Raw genomic sequence first — 17,790 nt, 5'->3', positions numbered from 1 at the left:
CGGTGACCACGTGCCGATAAGAGGCCGTGGAGGTGCTGGACCTGGGGAGGGAATGTCGTTTAACCCAGTGATTCTCTCTCCAGGTCCCGACGCGTTTGTGTGAATACGCCGCCGCCTCGCCCGCCGGGAATTGGCGGGCGAGGCGGGGGTCATTCTGCTGTGTCGCCGTTACGGCTGCTGTTCAGTCTTTTCAGATGAGTGCTCGTCAGCATCATCTGGAAGATCCTGGAGTAGCGGGGCCGGCTCGGCTGCAGCTTGACGGGCAGCGGTGAAGTATTCACGAGTGCCCTGAGCTTCGGCCATTTCCCCCATGGAGGTGTGGTGGTCTTTTTCGGGGCTGCTCATGGTTACTCCTTATCGCTGGGTTGTCACTTCTTGTTGGTGTTGTTGTCCGCCGAAGCGTCTTCGTAGGCCTGCTGGATTTCTTTACCCCAGTACGGGCCGTACATGTCGGTGCCGGTGTTCTTGTAACCGTAGGAGTTCACGGAGTTCTGCACGGACTTGGCCGGGTCGTAGCCGTTGCCGACGAACCAGGGGCCACCGGAGGAGCCACCGGTCATGTCGCAGGGGATGCCCTGCGAGGTGCGCTTGCTGTTGTGGCGGTCGTCCTGGGCCTTGCCGTGGCAGGACTTCAGGGTCTGGCCGTCGAAGGGCTTAGCTGCCGGGTACCCGAAGGCCGAGTACTCCTGGCCGCGGGGCTGGTTGAAGGCGACACCGGTGGCGCCAACCTTGTCGGCCAGCTTGCTGCCGTCTTCAGCCGGAGCGATGACCACGAACGCGGTGTCCATGTTCATTTCGCCACGCTGCACCCAGTCGGTGGGGGTGTAGGCGCGCACGCCGACCCACTCGCCGAGGGGAGCCTTGCCGTTCTCGTAGGCCGGGACGAACATGAAGCTGTCCGCGTACTGGCCCTTGTCGTTGGCGCAGTGGCCAGCGGTGGCGACAACGGACTTGTTCTTGGACTGCACGGAGTTCGCGGAGCAGACGTAGTCCTTGCCGCGCATCTTGAAGAAGACCTTGCCGATGGTGGGGCGAGGTGCCTCAGCAGCGGCGCGGGGAACCGTGGTGCCGGCGTAGGACATCGGCTGAGCGCTCTGCTGCTTCGCTGGCTCGGTCGGCTTGGCCGTGGGGGCGGCCGTCGGTCCGTTCTGGTCGGAGTTGAAGTCCTGCGTCATGTCGATCGCAGCCTTCATGCGCTCCGGAGTCCAGTAGTCCGTGACAGCTTTCTTCTGCTGGGTGAACTCGTGGGTGATGAATGGCTTGTTCGGGTCCTGGTGGCCCGTGGGGGTGGACGCGCCCGGGCCAGCCGGTGCGGTGGCTGAGGGCTGGTTCTGGCCGCCAGGGTTGGCGCTGGCCGTGTAGGCCAGTGCAGGGGTGGCGAGAGTGGTGAGGGCGATTGCGGCGGCGATCAGGGGACGCCGTGCTGCTCTGGTGGTGAAAGACTTCATCAACCTACTCGTACTTTCTGCTGGAGAAGGGTTGGGCGTACCCCCTGGTGAAAAGGGGGTTGACGGTCCAAATGCCTGCAGGGGGGCAGGACGTGTTGCGGGTGTCCTGTGCATGCGTTGGTGTCAGTCGCCAGGCGGAGAGATCCGACCAGTGGGGACAGTAGTCGTTCGCGACAGCAAATGAGATGCGTAGTAACGGTTTGATAACAGTGTGTTTGCTTGTCGGCGTGTCAGATTCAGCTGGCATTCACGTATATATGAAGTCTTCTGGGGGCCTGTTTGAGGCGGGGGTGAACTCGTTAGAGAAGCGATGCTTAAGTCAATGTTTTCGGCAGATTCGGTGATATTGAGCTCACTCAAAAAGTTTAGTTTCAGTGATCTCGCAAACTGAGACGAAACTGTGACAATCCGCAAACAAACCTCCATTCGTTGCTCAGAGGTTCCGAAAAGCGGGCCGGGTAGCTGCGCTGGCGCGCTAGCGGTGGATGACTACAAGCGATCCGCTGCGCCCAGGTAAGAGTGAACTGCAGACGCTTCGGGGTCCGGTGGTCGAGGGGTGCAGGTGCTGCGTTTCCAGAAGGGAAGATGAGGCGGCTAGGTCTGAAAATCGCGCAAGCCCTAGTTAACTCATGAGTTCTGTGCAAAAACCTGTGATCTTCATTGAAGAATCTGCTATCGAGACCCTAAAGGTGGGAAAGGCTGATCCAATAGTGGAAAAGCTAATTCAAGAAGCTTTCCTAGAATGTTAAAAATCTGAGCATGTGGCGACCAGGGCTAGGTGCGTCTACAAGCCGGCTGTAGTCACGGCAACATCCCGTTAATGCGAATAGGTACGGTAGGACAGCGGTGGTAAACGCCCCGCTTCATCGGGCAGCGCTTCCGTGCCTGCCATATGCTCAGGAGGTTTCATGGCCGCTGGTCTGGTTGCTTTACTCGATGACGTCGCTATGCTCGCCAAACTTGCTGCCGCCTCCATTGATGATGTGGCCGCTGCCGCAGGTAAAGCCAGCATCAAAGCTGCTGGCGTCGTCGTCGATGACACCGCAGTGACACCCCGCTACGTCACAGGATTCACCCCAGATCGGGAACTTCCAGCCATCTGGAGAATTGCCAAAGGATCTCTGGTAAATAAAATAGTTTTTATTCTCCCGGCAATCCTTATCCTGAGCCAGTTTGCGCCATTTCTGCTCACCCCACTACTCATGCTCGGTGGGCTGTACCTGTCATTCGAAGGCGCAGAAAAAATTTGGGACAAAGTGACAGGTTATGAGGAAGAAAAAGAAGAATCTCCCGCAGTTCTGCAGGGACCAGAAACGGAAGACAAGATGGTGAAAAGTGCAATCCGCACAGACTTCATCCTCTCTGCAGAAATCATGGTGATCTCCCTCAATGAAGTCGTTCACCAAACATTCTGGGAAAGAGCAATCATCCTCGTAGTCGTAGCTTTGCTCATCACTGCAGGCGTATACGGATTCGTCGGCCTACTCGTGAAAATGGACGATATTGGCATCGCCATGACCACCCAACGGTCCGGAGCGGCGCAAACACTCGGCCGCGCCCTGGTCACCGGAATGCCTAAAGTGCTCGCCGCGCTGGGCGCCGTAGGCACCGTCGCCATGCTGTGGGTTGGTGGCCACATTCTGCTCTCCGGAGCCGCTGAGCTCGGACTCGCAGCACCCTACGCAGTAGTGCACCACCTCGAAGGAGCCGTCACCGCAGCAACCGGCCCACTAGGTGGACCACTCGGATGGGTGACCAACACAGCCTTCTCTGCCCTGGCCGGACTCATCGTTGGGGTGATCGTTGTGCTCATCACGCACCTCATCCCCGGCAAAACCGCTCACTAAATCCAGGCGCGGCGGCGTGTGGCGATAGCAGAGTCGCCACACGCCGCCGCGCCTGGGATCATGAAACCGTGAGCGATCTTCCCGGCAACTTCCCAGGCGACCTGCCCGACAACGAAGCCCTCGAAGCGATGTTCGCTGCCGAGTCTGCGCCCGATCCCCAAGCGCGCCTCTGGGACGGCCGCGCCCGCCACCTCACCTTCCTGCACGGCCTCGGCGGATCGCCCCTGACCTGGGAAAACCAAGTCGCAAAGCTCCCACCCGTAGGAATCCGCGCCCAGGCCCCCTGGCTGCGGGGAATGCGCCCAGCAGCCAACGAAACCTTCGACTTCTCCGCAGCCGCCGGAGACCTCCTCATGAACCTCCAACTCGAAGGGGCACCTCGCACCGCCATCATTGGGCATACCCTCGGCGGCATGGTCGGCATGCAAATGGCCGTCGACGCTCCCGAAACCATCTCTCACCTCGTCCTCATCGGCGCGCAAATCCGCCCACCCGCCGCAGCTCTCAAAGCGCAAAAAATGGCCCTCAAAATGACCCCACGCTCCCGCTTCGAAGCGATGGGTGTTTCCAAAAACCGCGTCGCCTCCGCCCTGGACATGATCGCCACCTTCGAAGCAGGCGACCATCTCGATGCAATCACCGCAAAAACACTGCTCGTTGCCGGTGAACGAGACCGAGCAGGACGCGCCGCTGCCGAACACATCGCAGCCAACATCGCGCAAGCCGAGGTCTTCATCGTCCCCGGCGCTAGCACTGAACCTATGAATGAAAATGTCGAAGAGTTCAATACCCGCCTGTGGGACTTCCTCGGCGTTGAACCGCACACCTACTAAACACAAAGCTGGGAAGCTTACCAATCACGAAACGGGCAACCCACCAACATGGTTGAGACACCTATGACCTCCCAAAACCAGTCACACCAAGCTGGGCAACTGCGCAGCACAAGACACAAGGAAACAAACCGCAGCCCAGCCCCCAGTCAGGGGCAGAATGCACATGTCCCCGATCAGTTCGAGGTCACAAACCCTTTCCGCATGGTGATAGATCAGCCAACCAGCGCTGAAGCCCCACCCGCCTGTGGCCCTCACGGCTGCTCACCCACCACAGGCACATAAGCGCTGTGCCCCACACCGCCAGTACCCCACAAATCCCCACCTGGCTCACGCGCGCCAGCACCCAAATCACCACCGAAAGACCCGCCTGGTTCACGCAATTCACGCCACCGCCACATCCGCAACGAAGAGCATCTGTGCTGATGCTCTTCGGCCCCGCCCCACACATCACCGACGAGCTGCACGACCCGGCAAGCATCGAAATCGTGCTGACAGAACGTGCGCACTCAATGCGCTCACACGCTGCACAAGTAGCCTTCCCCGGCGGCCACGAAGAACCAACCGACAATGGGCCAAACGCAGCCGCACTCCGAGAAGCCCACGAAGAAGTAGGAATACAACCAGCATCCGTAGAGATCATTTCGACGCTACCGGCACTATTCATGCGGCCACGACGCAACTGCGTCACCCCGGTAATAGGCTGGTGGCACACCCCACATCGCCTAGAAGCACGTGACCCCCGCGAAGTTGCCCGCGTTGAACGAATAGCAATAGCTGACCTGGTTAACCCAGCGAACCGATTCTCGGTCATATCACCGAGTGGTCACCGCGGCCCAGGATTCACAGCTCAGGGATTATTCATCTGGGGATTCACCGCCATGCTGCTCGATGCAGTAATCACCGCTGCAGGCTTAACCCTGCCTTATGACCACAGCATCGTGCGTCCTCTACCCGAAGCGCAGCTAGCTGCCAGGCGCCGCGCAGCTGCCCCAGAAAAGTGATCTGCACCACATTGTGCGTGTGAGTGAATGCATAAATACACACACCCGGCCACAAACCCGGCATCCACAGGTTGCACGATGACCACGTGCCCGACAAGCATGCTCAAACCAGAGCAACCAACCCAGCCTAAAAAGCCAGCAACGTTGCGCCCCAACTAACCTCCCCCGAATACCCCCCGCTGCACCCACCCTCAACGCCGGCGAAACCACCCCACGTGAGGACCACCAAAATCAAAAAACTACCTTCCCCGCTAACGAGCCTATCCCTCATCCTCGTAGCCGGACTCAGCACCGCCTTCGCCACCGGCTACCTCACCATCGGCACCCCCACCCCAGCCGACCCCGAAGACACCCCACCCCCCACCGCCAAAATCGGCAAAGGATCAGTCGCTCAACTCGCCGACGTCCCCCTCACCCAAGTCAGCGAATGGACCACCAACGCCGAAGTACCTATCGAAGCATCCCGCCGCGTCGTCACCCGCCTCACCCTCCGCGAAGGCGCCCACACCCCCCGCTGCACCTCACCCATCTCCGTCAACGACGTCCCCGTCCTCCTCATCCCCGGACAACGCCCCTTCTTCCGCGACCTCGCCCCCGGCGCCACCGGCAGTGACGTAGCTGCCCTCCAACGCGGACTCACCGCCTGCGGCCACCGTGTCACCGACCCCCCAGGCAAATTCGGCAAATCCACAGCAGCCGCATGGGCCGCCCTCATGCGCCCCTACAAACCCATCCCCGAGACCATCCACTGGCGACAACTGGTCCCCGTACCCGACAAAGTCAAAAAACTCCGCATCGCCAAACTCGGCGCCACCCTCGGTCAAGTCCTGCCCGAAGGCGCCCCTCTGATGAAACTCGACGGCGGCCCCCTCACCGCCATCGGCGGACTCGAACCCGCCCTCGCCAACGAACTCCACATGGGCCAAAGCATCAAAGTCACCATGGCATCAGGCAAAAATATCGTCGCCTCCGTCGCCGCCGTCACCATGCCCACCCACACCGCCTCAGCCGCAGGAAACCCACCCATCCAAGGCCTACCCAATCCACCCGGCAGCAACGAAACCCCCGAAACAACCCGACTAGAACCAGGCAACATCAAACCCGGCTTCTACAAGCTACAACTCACCCTGCCCTCCAACGACGACCCCAACGACAAGCCCATCAAAGCCGCCATCAAACTCAACGCATCCCCAGCCGACAGCCTCCACGTTCCCCTAGCCGCCATCACCACCTGCAACGGCAAACCGTGCATCCGCCTCGCCAAAAACACCCAAAACCGCGACATCCCCGTCCAAACAGGCATCTCAGACGGAAACCTCGTCACCATCACCCCCCTCGAAGGACGCCTCTCAGTAGGTGACGAAGTCCTGGTGAGCGATAAGTGAACACCCCCCACACCACACCCCCCAGCCGCCGAGAACGCCGCCGCCACAACCGCGGCCACCGCACCAACATCCTGCGCACCATCACCACAGAAGCCCTGCGCCCCATCCGCCACAACCCCCTCAGCGCCCTCATACCCGCCCTAGCCATCGCCATCGCAAGCGCCGCATTCATCCTCTCCACAGGCATGCAAGGCATCAACGACGCCGCCGCCGCGCACCGCCTGGACTCAATGCTCACCAATCACGTCACCGTCTCCATTAACACCGAAGAACTGCCCCCAGCCCTGGCTCAACCCACCAACATCACCCAAGCCAGCACCCGCATCGGCCTACGAGAACCACTTATTACCTGGCGAATACACGACGCCAAAACCACCCGAAACATGCCCAACGGCACCCAAACCACCCACACCTGGCCCATCACCGCAGCCACCGAACACATCGCCCAACGCAGCGACATCCACGCCCGTCATGCCCTTGCCCCCATGCTCTCCACCGACGGCGCCGCAGCCGTAGGAAAAACCCTGGCCACCACCGAAAAACTCCGCATCGGCGACCACATCAGCATCAACAACCACCCCATCACCATCACCGACATCATCGAAGACGCAGGAAAACGCCCCGAACTCCTACGATCCATCCTCGTCTCAGACAAAACAGCAGTAACCCTCGGCGGAAACCCCACCCACATGAACCTCACCGGCTTCACCCCACCAGCCGGAGCAACTACCTACGCCAAACTGCTCCCACACGCCATCGCCCCCGGCTACGAAAACTCCATCCACCCCACCGCCACCGCCGTCACAAACCACCCCACCGAATCCCCTATCACCCCCGAACTGCTCACCCCCACCCACTACCTCACTACCACCGCAGCTCTCCTCGGCGCATTCCTTATCGGCATCATCCAATACGCAGCCGTTGCAGAACACCTCAACGAATACGCACTCAAAAAAGCACTCGGCGCCCGCGGCAAACACCTCTTCCTCGAATTGCTCCTACGCTCCAGCACCATCGGCCTAGCCGGCGGAATACTAGGCCTCATCATCGGCATGATCACCCTGGCCATCACCGCCGTACTCATCGACCAACCCGCCTACATCACTCCCTGGTCGATTCCTGCAGCCCTAGCCGCTACAACCATCCTCGGCGGACTCGGCGGAACTGCAGCAGCAACCCGAGTAGCCCGAATCAGCCCCACCACCGTCATCCACCCCTAACCCCACACCACTAGATGTACGGAGACACTCATTCGCCAGCCCTACGCCCGCTCAGAACGAAAGCCCGCTAAAACGATGATTACGCACACCAGAGAAGCCACCCCTGCTGCAGTCTGAACCGTTGATGCGCTGATGCCAGATGATACGAAACGTGCGCCTATAAAACTCACAAGGGCGATCCAGGAGTAGGCGATACTGCGACACCAGGAGGACACTGCCCCGAGTCGCTGAGGCGTTGTGACTAGTTGCCGGTAAGTCCGCCATCGGACGTTGAAAAATATGGCAGTGGCACTGGCGAACGACATAAGGGCACTGATCATAAAAACGCTTGTAAACCACCCGGCCAATGAGACTAACGATGCGGTAAGCAGAGCCGGAAAAGCCAGAGACTTTCCCCCTACCCCGCCCGCGACCTGGGCGGCAACAATTGAACAAACCCCAACAGCCGCCAGACAAACCCCAATTTGCGCGGCGGACAGTCCGCCTTCCAGCTTCAATCTGGCGATGCTGATCGGCACCATAACTGCTAGACCGACATTGAGCGACGAGCTTAGGGCCACTCCGCGAACAAGCGATCGATTCGTCCTAAATTCAGTTACGGCCGATCCTTGAGTGTTATTTCCCTTTTCAGGAGGTTCGTGATGGTCAGATCCTGGAGGTAAGTCCCCTCGAGGGGCCAAGGAGCCGATTCCAAAAATCAGTGCGTACCCAGCAAAGACGCCCTTGAGACCTGCGCTTGCGACAAAACCGCCAATGAGAGGACCCACTGTCGCAGACGCTGTGCGCAGAGCCTCAATCGCGCCCGGAACACCGAGCAGCAATACGGTGCCAACGGCCACGCTAACCGTCCACCCCGTGGCGTAGATCAAAAAGCCACCGAGCGAAACGATCAGACAAGAGGCCAACAAGCATCGCCTAACAACCCAGTAAGTCTCGTAGCGATCCACCACCCCGCCAAGCATGAACCCCGCGATAACCAGGGATGTGTAGAGCGCTCCGTGGATGAGAACGGGCGCCGATGCGCTCGCTCCTAAGGTCAACAGGACTAGGGGAAGGCTGATGGAGAAGGCTTCATCGCCGAAGGCCACTAGGCCGAGCAGCGCCGCAAGACGCCATCCGTCAGGTCTTTTGGAGGTCGAAGCCGCTGGCACAGTGGTCATAGGCTGAGATAGGCGACCTTCAGGCGCGGAACGTAGTTAGCAATACCGCTGCAGTAAAAGACGAGCCCGTCCGCCCATTGGTCGTACCAGTGCTTCAAGACGTGCAAGCTATTGGCCATCACATGGGCATCCGCGGTGCTGCCCCAATCGCAGCACTCAAACGCCCACGTCTTGAAAAGTTTCATACAGGCAATCTCTTCCTGAGGGCGTCACTACGAGCAATCTCATATAGCAATAGAAGGCCTACGAGAAACCCGACCCCCTCCAGCCGTGCCTCTCGTAGGCCTTCCCACATCACACTAAGCGCACATACACCCCAACTCACCCCCAAAACCACCAACACCACCTCCCCCAACACCCCACCTACCCCACAGCACCTCCACCATCACCAGCAACAAGAGCCGCATACGCACCCCCCAACGCCACCAACTCCGCATGAGATCCCCGCTCCACCACCCGCCCAGAATCCAGAACCACAATCACATCAGCATCCCGAATCGTGGAAAGACGATGCGCAATCACCAACGTCGTCCGCCCCGCCATCACCCCATCCAACGCCACCTGCAACTCACGCTCAGTCGTGTTATCCAACGCACTCGTCGCCTCATCCAGAACCAACACCCGCGGATCCCGCAACACCGTCCGCGCCACCGCAATACGCTGCTGCTCCCCACCAGAAAACCGATAACCCCTCGCACCCACAATCGTGTCCAACCCCAACGGCAACCCCCGCACCACATCCGCGATCTGCGCCACCTCCAACGCCGCCCACAACTCACCCTCACTCGCACCCGGACGAGCCAACAACAAATTCGCCCGAATCGAGTCATGCACCAAATACGTCTCCTGCAAAACAATCCCCACCAAAGCAGCCAAATTCTCCTCAGCAATATCCCGCACATCCACCCCATCAATCATCACCCGCCCCAGCGAAGGATCCACCAACCTGCGCACCAACGACGCCACCGTCGACTTACCCGACCCCGTAGCACCCACCAACGCAACCGTCCCACCCCCAGGAATAAACAAATCCACCCCAGAAACCGCATCACGATCACTACCCGGATACCGCAACGACACCCCCTCCAAACACACCTCACCCCGCGCCAAAACCGGATCCACAAACACCGGACTCACCGGCTCCGGAACATCAGACTCCACATCCACATACGCAAAAATCCGCCCAAACAACGCCATCGAACTAATCCACTCTGCCGACACATTCAAAATGCTCATCAACGGACGAAAAAGCCCCGCCTGCAACCCCGTAAACGCAATCAACGTCCCAATTGTCATTCCCCCAGAAGTCGCCGGTAAACCCGCCACCAAATACACCAATGCCGGAATCACCGCGAAAACAATCTGCATCACCGCCAACCGCCACCGCCCCGCCAACTGCGACCGCACCTCAAGATCCACCAAGGCACCAGAAGTCACCCCAAAAAGCTCAGACCGAGCCCGCGAAGCCCCCAACGTACGGATAAGCCGCATCCCCGACAACGACAAACCCTCCTCGATCTGCGTATGCAAATCAGCCATCGTCTCCTGACGACGATCCACAAGAGCCCGCCGCGCCAACGCCACCTTGCGCGTAATCCACACCGCCGGAGGAACCACCAAAAGACTCAACAACGACAAACGCCAACTCAACGCAACCATCGCCACCACCGTCGCAATCGTCGTCGTCGCATTAGCCGCAATCGACGTCGCCGTATTCGTCACCACCGACTGCATCCCACCCACATCATTCACCAGACGCGACTGCGCCTCCCCCGTACGCGTACGCGTAAAAAAAGCCAACGACTGACGCTGCAAATTCTCAAACACCGCAACCCGCAGGTCATGCATTACCCGCTGGCCAATCATCGTCGCCCACAACGTCTGCAAAACACCCAGCAACTGCGTGACCACCGTCGCCGCAACCATCCCACCCACCAACACCAACAACAACGGAACCTGCTGCAACGGAATCGCCACATCCACCACCTCCCGCACCAAAAACGGCTGCACCACCCCCACCAGCGAACTAGCCACAATCACAGCCATCACAGCCAACAAACGCTTCCGATACGGCGCAAACAACACCAAGACCCGCCGCAACGGCACCGGATGACGACGCAACTGCTCCCGCTCAGCCTCATCAGCAGCCCGCACCAACCCCGCCGGTCCACCCCACGCCCGCTTCACCATGCACACCCTCTCCGCCAGAAAAACCCAACGTGCCCCAGTCTCCGACAACCCAACCTCAACAACCCCTCAACACAACACCAACGCCCCCCCAAACACAGAACCACCCCACCCCGAACTACCGTGAACACGTGAACAGCGCCACCCCACCCCACCCCACCACAATCACCGCAATCATCGGCGCAGGAGGCGCCCTAGGCGCCCTCATCCGCTGGACACTCACCACCACCTGGCCCACCACCCCCGGAACCCTCCCCACCACCACCCTGCTCATCAACACCACCGGATGCCTCCTCATGGGAACCCTCACCGGCACCCTCACCCACCGCACCACCTCCCCCTACCTACGCCCCTTCCTCGGCACCGGCCTCCTCGGCGGCTACACCACCTTCTCCACCTACGCCCACGAAAACACCAACCTCCTCACCACCCCCCCACCTGGCCCACCGCCGCCCTCTACCTCATCCTCACCCCCACCCTGGCCATCAGCGCCGCAGCACTCGGACACCACCTCGCCACCAAAAAACCACCCCATGAACGCCCTCCTCGTCGCCATCGGAGGCGCAATAGGCGCCATCACCCGACACCTCATCACCACCCACACCCCACACCACACTTTCCCCTGGGGAATCCTCACCGCCAACACCCTCGGCTCACTCCTGATCAACCTCATCACCACCATCACTACCCAACACACCCTCACCCCCTTGACCTCAACCCAATGGCAACTCCTGCTCACCACCGGCTACTGCGGCGCACTCACCACCTACTCCACCTTCGCCGCAGATACCACCAACCAGCTACGCCACCACCGCTACGCCACCGCCTGCATCAACACCGCCGCCAACCTCACCTGTACCCTCACCGCCGCAGCCATCGGCACAGCACTAGGCATCAGCCTCACCTAAGCAGCGCCAAGCCGCCACACCACTCAACGCTTGCCCTTAGCGCCACGAGAATCATCCGGACCACCAGTCAACAACGCCCGCAGCTGCCGCACCTCCTGAGTGTGCTGCTTAGCCGCCTGCAACGCGAACTCACGCAACTCCGGATTCTCCGTGGTCTCCGCGGCATTCTCCGCTAAATCAATATGCGTCGTATCCAGGTCAATCATGTGCTGTAGCCACAACGCATCAAACTGCGTACCCGAGGCCGCCGCCAACCCCTCCAAATCATCCGGATCAGCGCCATCCTTCTCCTCATCACCCATATCCTCATCCGAAGACAACTGCGAGGAACTCGCTGAGGTAGCCCCATGGCGCCCAGCAGATGGCTTACCCGGACTCTGCGCAGGATCAGTCGCCTTCGTCGGCGCCGCAGTCTGCTCAGCATTCTGAGTCCACTCATCACGCCAACTCGTCAACATCGCCGCACGCACCTCAGCAGTACGCCGAATCTGCGTCGCCGCGGCCTGCACCTTCGCGCTCGCCCGATGCCGCGGATCCAACGCCAAACGCGCCGCCTCAACAATCTCGTCATTCAACGGAATCGTCGCAGCCACATATCCCAAATCTTCTGCATCACCCGTCGAATCAGCCGTTGCCGCCCCCGAAGTAGCAGCAGAAGCATGTGACGATGCAGGCCGACTCGTGTTAGCAGGCGTCGGCGAGGATGCAGACTTACCGCAGCCAGCCAGAGCCAAGGCGCACGTCAGCGACACGGCGGCAGCAAAGCGATGATGTGTCACGGTGACTCCCCACGAATCGAGTCAAAACAGTGATCTCATCCTAGAACCGCTGAAGACCCAAAGAATTCACCATGGAGGGTGAATCCACCCAACCACACGGCCAAGCCGGGTGCGCCCCAACAACAGACGCCCCGACTCCAGCCATAACCTCACCCCCGATAACGCTGCAAAACCAGATCCTCTCCATCACCAGTAACCGCCCACGCAGCACTGCCAACCAACGACCCCGCCATCGCGTAAACACCCCCACCAAGATCCCCCGACAACTGCACCTCAGTGTCCTCACCCGAGGCAGGACGCTGAGTAAAAGACCCCGTCACCATGCGTCCATCAGCCAACAACGCTGCCTTACCCGACCCCGCCGTCGACGTACACGACACCCCCGAAGCAGCCGCAGCATCCCCATTCCACCCATTGCAATACGGCTTCAACTCACCGCGAGGAGAAGACGCCAACCCCAACGTGATATGCCGATCTGCCTTAGGCGTCAACCATGTAAAACTCCGCACCCCACCACCAGCAAAAAAGTGAGCTGCCTCATACCGGGAAACCCACCCATCCTTGCCCATCTCAAACACAGTGAACGGCAAATACCCATTCACCTCAGTGCTGTCCATACCGAACAGCGTCCCCCCGGCATAGTTCAGCTTGTGAAACGTATACGTTTCCCCAGGACGATCAGGTCGAGACGCCACCGGCAAACGCTGCCACCTCACACCACAATCGCGCACCACCGCCCGATACACCTGGCCACCCCTATCGCCACCCAAGGAAACAAAAGCCCCGGGGCCAGGCACATCCTTAACCGTCTGTGTAGTCCCCATTCCTTCAGGCAACTTCACTAACGTGAAACGACGCCCATCAAAATGATGCAGCTGCGATCCCGTAGTCACCCACACATCTTCAGGAGAACTCGCATCAACCACACCTGTATTCGTGTGACCTGGCTGATAGTTACCCAAACGCCACGTCGAAATACACGGTTTCCCATCCTCTTTCGTCACGATTCGCTGCACCACGGCCTGGCCATCTACGGCATACAAAACAAACACAGTTTGCTCATCAGGACTGGCTGCAGAGATCGCCCGCCCCAACTCAGCAGAGGACCCAAGCGTGACCACCGGAGTAAACCCAGCCACCTCTTGCGAACGCCTCACCCCCGTTGAAGCTGCACCATCTACCTGACTACCCCGACCACCAACCTGAGCCAACGCACTGACCTGCCGGGCGGAAAAAACATCAGATCCAGCAGCAGGTGGCGCCGCCATGGCGGCAACTGCAAACGAACACAGGCCCACCCCCACAGCAACGAACGCAGATACACCACTACGACTGATCACAGACATGTTGTTCCCCTTATGGGTAGAAGCGTGTGTCAATAAGCGGCCAACTCCCTCACCCCTCGGGGGCCGCTACGTGCGCGGCCCTGCCATCCCCCAACAAGCACCGTCACGTGAGCCGGTCTTCGATGCCGGCAAAATAATTGGATCACTCCATCTAGTGCGTATGTCATCTGACAGCGATAACGATTCGGCTACGAACGACCCCACCCCAGCCACCCCCACCCTGATGTCGACACCCAACCAACCAACAAGCCGCATCAACCCGACAACGCCACAACCACATTCACAGCGCACCCATTTCGCTTATCTGTGGAAGCGCGCCCACACCCCGACTCACCCCTAACCCCGTTGGACATACTCGCTCGTGCCGAACTAAGAACGGCCTTGAAAAAACAGGGGAACCGGTGGGGACACCACAACCACCGCGGGGGAGAGGTCCAATAATGAAAAACACGCTGCGAAATATCCCGGCACTCACCAGTGAAGACGCAGAACGCGGTGTCATCGCACGCATCGCCACAATCGTCAAAGCCGCACCAGAAGCACTGGCCATCACCGACGCCACCCGCAACGTCACCTACAACACCCTGGCCGCCGAAGCAGCCAGCATCCGCGCCCTCATCGAAACCCACCTCGGACCACTAACCGACGCCGTCGATGACACCGGACACCCACTGCCCGTAGCTGTCCTCCAAGGACACACCGCCCGCGCCGTCGCCACCATCCTCGGCATCATCGGCTCCGGACACCCCGTTGTCGTCCTGGACTCCCGCGCCCCCGCCCCCCGCCTAGCTGACCAAATCAAACGCACTGGAGCCCGCTGCGTCCTACACGCCGACGGACTCGCCAAAGTCGCCGCCGACCTCGGCACCACCACCATCGACGTCACCACCCTGCCCAACGCCCGCGCACGCCACCTCTGGCGTAACCCCACCGACCCAGCCCTGCCCGCCGTCCTCGCCCTGACCTCCGGCTCCACCGGCACCCCCAAAATCGTGGTCAACGACCAACGCATGCTGGTCATGGATGCCTGGGACAACTCCCTAGCTACCGGCTGCTACGACGCCAACGACATCATCGCCCACAACCTCCCCATGGCATTCCACGCCGGCCTCATGGCCACCATCGCCGGTATCACCGTCGGAGCCATCACTCGACTCTTCGACACCCGCGAACACGGCATCGCCCCCCTGGCAGCCTGGCTACACAAAAACAAATGCACCGTCATGCAAGCCAGCCCAGCCATCTGCCGCGCATTCGCCGCCACCGGGCCCGACCCAGCACTGCTAGAACGTCTTCGCTCAGTAACAATCGCAGGAGAAGCAGCCCAAGGCTGCGACGTAGAGCGAATCCGGACGCTGCTGTCACCCGAATGCGTGGTGCGGAACCGATACGGATCATCTGAGACCGGCCTCATCGCTGAATACGTTATTGCTGCAGACCACCCCACGCTCGAAGGTGCACTGCCAGTAGGGCGCCCGGTCGGATTCACCCGTGTGGAACTCGTGGACGCAGCAACAGCTGCACATATCACTGGCGGCCAAGACGATCTACCTCCACTGGCACCAGGCACAGGATTAGTGGCCGTTCACCGCAAATACGTGGCGAGTGGGTATTGGGGAGACGAATCAGCCTCGGCGGCTGCGTTCGGCCATGACGCCATCGGGGACGCATGGTTCCTCAGCCGGGATATCGGCACCTTCGACGATTCCGGCAATCTGCGGCTGTTGGGACGGCGAGACCATTCAGTGAAAGTGCGTGGCTACCTCGTCGAGCCCGGTGAAGTTGATGCGGTGTTGTCCACGCTGCCCGAGGTGATCGAGTCGGTAACTGTGGGGATGCCTCGACCTGAAGACAACGGCCAGTACCGTCTGGTCTCGTACGTGGTGAGCTCTGCAGAGCGCCCAGGAGCCGCCTCAGTACGTGCCCAGCTGCGCATACGCCTTTCGAGCCACCTTGTTCCCGAAGCTGTCGTGTTCGTTGATGCGTTGCCACGCACAGAGCGGGGCAAGCTAGATCGTGCCGCTTTGCCACCGGTTCCGGCCCCAGCGGTGGGAGAAGCACCCAAGACAGAGTGGGAACGGTTAGTTGCTGGTATCTGGGAAGAAGTACTGGGAACTGACCAGATTGGGCGCGATAGTGACTTCTTTGAACTCGGCGGTGACTCACTAGCAGCGGAGGAGCTGCTGACCCGAGTTGTTGAGGATCTGCGTATTCGCCCCGATCAGGTGACATCACAAACACTGGTGGAGGCGCCGACGTTGGCGCAGTATGCGCGGCAGCTTCGGCGTCGTCCGCAGCGGCGTCACCAGATTGTCAGCGAATTACGTACTGCTGGTGACCAAGAGCCGATTTTCTTTATCGCTGGTGGCGGTGGCTTGGGTGTGGGGTTTGTGCCGGTGGTGCGTCATCTGCCGCAAGGACGCCCGGTATATGCGTTGCAATCCCATGCGTTGGAAGTGCGTGGGCTGCCGGACTGGTCAGTGGAGGCGGTAGCGCGTCGTGATGTGCGTGCGATTCGTAGTATCCAGCCGCACGGACCGTATTTCATTGCCGGACATAGCTTTGGTGGCTTGGTGGCGTTGGAGGTGGCTAAGCAGTTGGAAGCCGCGGGGGAGAAAGTGGCCACGTTGATGGTGCTGGATTCTTTCCCCCCGGACCCGCAGTGGCAGCCGGAAACTCCGCAGAAGTCGTTGAAGCGGCGGGCCCGTGACTTGGTGGGGTTGGCTGTGACTGGTTTGGTACCTACGCCAGGGCTGGGGCAGTACTGGCGTTTCCACGCCCAGAGTCAAGTGTTGACTGCACGGTATCGGACGGACCCGTATGCGGGGCGGGTGTTAGTGGTGGTGGCTGATAGTCCTGAGCAGGCAATGCGTCGTCATTGGTCGGACTTTTTGTCCGGTTCGTGGAAGTTGGTGGAGACCGGGGGTGATCACATGACGATGTTGCGTGATCCGAATGCGCAGGGGTTGGCGCGGTTGATCGCTGCGGAGGTTGAGCAGGCTGCGCAGGCATGTGGCCCGTTGGAGCGTGAGGTGTTGCGTGAGGCGAGTTCTGTTGGTCAGCAGGGTCAGTCGCGGGGAACGCCTGCGTAGATGAGGCGTCGTGTCACCCATTCGGCCGGGCCGGGAATTCCGGCTCGGTCGAAGATGGTGGCGGTCAATGCTGTGATGAGCCAGATGATGACGGCGATGGCGGCGGCGTGGATTTCGGTGACAGGGCCGCTGTTGGCGGGTAGTAGCAGAGCGAAGAGCGCGCTTTGGAGCAGGTAGCAGGTCATAGAGCGTTTGCCGATGGCGGTGAGGATGGCGCGGGGGCTGTATCCGCTGGTGGTGGGGTGGTGCGTGGGGTTGGTGTAGCTGAGGGTCAGGGTGATGAGGGCGAGCCAGCCTAGGCCGCCGAAATAGCTGCCCAGGGTGTCGAGGGCGATAGTCCAGGGGATTAGTGGGCTGATGGTGATGCCGATGTAGGTCAGGGTCGGGGGGATGGCGGTGAGTGCGCCGATGAGCAGGCCGGTGGCTGCGGTCGTGGCTAGGAGGCGTCGGTGGCGGTGGGGGTGGCTTAGGAGGGTGGTGCGCTGGATGAATATGCCGATGATGATGCAGGGGATGACGGCGGTGGTGGGTATTGAGGAGATGGTTTTTCCGAGCCATTCGAGTAGGTAGGGGCCGTTGGATTC

General features: G+C 60.4%; 14 protein-coding genes. 7 read left to right on the top strand and 7 right to left on the bottom strand.

The window, feature by feature from the left end; translation table 11 throughout:
• Positions 1-168: 168 nt before the first annotated feature.
• Entirely contained in the window at positions 169-345 is a 177-nt protein-coding gene (locus DXZ77_RS12115) for a hypothetical protein (protein WP_181816113.1), read from the bottom strand.
• A 23-nt stretch (positions 346-368) separates the two neighbouring features.
• Positions 369-1,448 (bottom strand): trypsin-like serine peptidase, encoded by a 1,080-nt coding sequence (locus tag DXZ77_RS09960; RefSeq protein ID WP_115031875.1) that lies wholly within the window; start codon positions 1,446-1,448, stop codon positions 369-371.
• A gap of 908 nt (positions 1,449-2,356) precedes the next feature.
• Between DXZ77_RS09960 and DXZ77_RS09955 the strand changes: the two genes are divergently transcribed.
• Together DXZ77_RS09955 and DXZ77_RS09950 are read left to right on the top strand one after the other, a co-directional pair.
• The gene (locus tag DXZ77_RS09955; protein WP_115031873.1) at positions 2,357-3,295 is read left to right on the top strand and encodes a DUF808 domain-containing protein; all 939 of its coding nucleotides are present in this window, start codon (positions 2,357-2,359) and stop codon (positions 3,293-3,295) included.
• A gap of 68 nt (positions 3,296-3,363) precedes the next feature.
• Complete coding sequence (locus DXZ77_RS09950) at positions 3,364-4,128, top strand: alpha/beta fold hydrolase (protein ID WP_181816112.1); 765 nt, start codon at positions 3,364-3,366, stop codon at positions 4,126-4,128.
• Between the two features lie 251 nt (positions 4,129-4,379).
• On the opposite strand, the gene DXZ77_RS12505 is transcribed toward DXZ77_RS09950, so the two are convergent.
• Positions 4,380-4,508, bottom strand: a complete 129-nt coding sequence (locus DXZ77_RS12505) for a hypothetical protein (RefSeq protein ID WP_258553261.1) — start codon at positions 4,506-4,508, stop codon at positions 4,380-4,382.
• Positions 4,509-4,550: 42 nt separating this feature from the next.
• Between DXZ77_RS12505 and DXZ77_RS09940 the strand changes: the two genes are divergently transcribed.
• From DXZ77_RS09940 to DXZ77_RS09930, 3 genes are all read left to right on the top strand, one after another.
• A complete protein-coding gene (locus tag DXZ77_RS09940; protein ID WP_115032865.1) occupies positions 4,551-5,129 on the top strand; it encodes an NUDIX hydrolase in 579 nt (192 codons plus the stop codon).
• 215 nt (positions 5,130-5,344) lie between these two features.
• Positions 5,345-6,514, top strand: a complete 1,170-nt coding sequence (locus tag DXZ77_RS09935; protein WP_115031868.1) for a peptidoglycan-binding domain-containing protein — start codon at positions 5,345-5,347, stop codon at positions 6,512-6,514.
• Positions 6,511-7,734, top strand: a complete 1,224-nt coding sequence (locus DXZ77_RS09930; RefSeq protein ID WP_115031866.1) for an ABC transporter permease — start codon at positions 6,511-6,513, stop codon at positions 7,732-7,734. Before DXZ77_RS09935 ends, DXZ77_RS09930 begins: the two co-directional genes overlap by 4 nt.
• Positions 7,735-9,257: 1,523 nt before the next feature.
• On the opposite strand, the gene DXZ77_RS09915 is transcribed toward DXZ77_RS09930, so the two are convergent.
• The gene (locus tag DXZ77_RS09915; RefSeq protein ID WP_115032864.1) at positions 9,258-11,084 is read right to left on the bottom strand and encodes an ABC transporter ATP-binding protein; all 1,827 of its coding nucleotides are present in this window, start codon (positions 11,082-11,084) and stop codon (positions 9,258-9,260) included.
• 128 nt (positions 11,085-11,212) lie between these two features.
• Here DXZ77_RS09915 and DXZ77_RS09910 point away from each other — a divergent pair, with 128 nt between their 5' ends.
• Positions 11,213-11,989 (top strand): CrcB family protein, encoded by a 777-nt coding sequence (locus tag DXZ77_RS09910; protein WP_115031860.1) that lies wholly within the window; start codon positions 11,213-11,215, stop codon positions 11,987-11,989.
• Between the two features lie 23 nt (positions 11,990-12,012).
• On the opposite strand, the gene DXZ77_RS09905 is transcribed toward DXZ77_RS09910, so the two are convergent.
• Both DXZ77_RS09905 and DXZ77_RS11895 read right to left on the bottom strand, forming a co-directional pair.
• Entirely contained in the window at positions 12,013-12,768 is a 756-nt protein-coding gene (locus DXZ77_RS09905; protein WP_115031858.1) for a DUF305 domain-containing protein, read from the bottom strand.
• A gap of 149 nt (positions 12,769-12,917) precedes the next feature.
• Positions 12,918-14,114 carry a hypothetical protein gene (locus DXZ77_RS11895; RefSeq protein ID WP_147279266.1) on the bottom strand — a complete coding sequence of 399 codons (1,197 nt, stop codon included), beginning with the start codon at positions 14,112-14,114 and terminating at the stop codon, positions 12,918-12,920.
• A gap of 440 nt (positions 14,115-14,554) precedes the next feature.
• Here DXZ77_RS11895 and DXZ77_RS09890 point away from each other — a divergent pair, with 440 nt between their 5' ends.
• Positions 14,555-17,206 carry an alpha/beta fold hydrolase gene (locus DXZ77_RS09890; RefSeq protein ID WP_115031851.1) on the top strand — a complete coding sequence of 884 codons (2,652 nt, stop codon included), beginning with the start codon at positions 14,555-14,557 and terminating at the stop codon, positions 17,204-17,206.
• Here the strand turns inward: DXZ77_RS09890 and DXZ77_RS12500 are convergent.
• Positions 17,182-17,694, bottom strand: a complete 513-nt coding sequence (locus DXZ77_RS12500) for a DUF418 domain-containing protein (protein ID WP_258553326.1) — start codon at positions 17,692-17,694, stop codon at positions 17,182-17,184. The genes DXZ77_RS09890 and DXZ77_RS12500 overlap by 25 nt on opposite strands.
• Positions 17,695-17,790 lie beyond the last annotated feature (96 nt).

The sequence above is a fragment of the Dermatophilus congolensis genome (genome assembly GCF_900447215.1).
In the GTDB taxonomy this organism is placed as follows: domain Bacteria; phylum Actinomycetota; class Actinomycetes; order Actinomycetales; family Dermatophilaceae; genus Dermatophilus; species Dermatophilus congolensis_A.
The sequence above is the reverse complement of the archived record's forward strand: the minus strand, read 5'-3'. Positions and strand labels throughout refer to the sequence as shown.

Coding starts and splice junctions, on each gene's coding strand:
- DXZ77_RS12115 (WP_181816113.1), bottom strand. CDS start 345: ATGAGCAGCCCCGAAAAAGACCACCACACCTCCATGGGGGAAATGGCC.
- DXZ77_RS09960 (WP_115031875.1), bottom strand. CDS start 1,448: ATGAAGTCTTTCACCACCAGAGCAGCACGGCGTCCCCTGATCGCCGCC.
- DXZ77_RS09955 (WP_115031873.1), top strand. CDS start 2,357: ATGGCCGCTGGTCTGGTTGCTTTACTCGATGACGTCGCTATGCTCGCC.
- DXZ77_RS09940 (WP_115032865.1), top strand. CDS start 4,551: ATGCTCTTCGGCCCCGCCCCACACATCACCGACGAGCTGCACGACCCG.
- DXZ77_RS09915 (WP_115032864.1), bottom strand. CDS start 11,084: ATGGTGAAGCGGGCGTGGGGTGGACCGGCGGGGTTGGTGCGGGCTGCT.
- DXZ77_RS11895 (WP_147279266.1), bottom strand. CDS start 14,114: ATGTCTGTGATCAGTCGTAGTGGTGTATCTGCGTTCGTTGCTGTGGGG.
- DXZ77_RS09890 (WP_115031851.1), top strand. CDS start 14,555: ATGAAAAACACGCTGCGAAATATCCCGGCACTCACCAGTGAAGACGCA.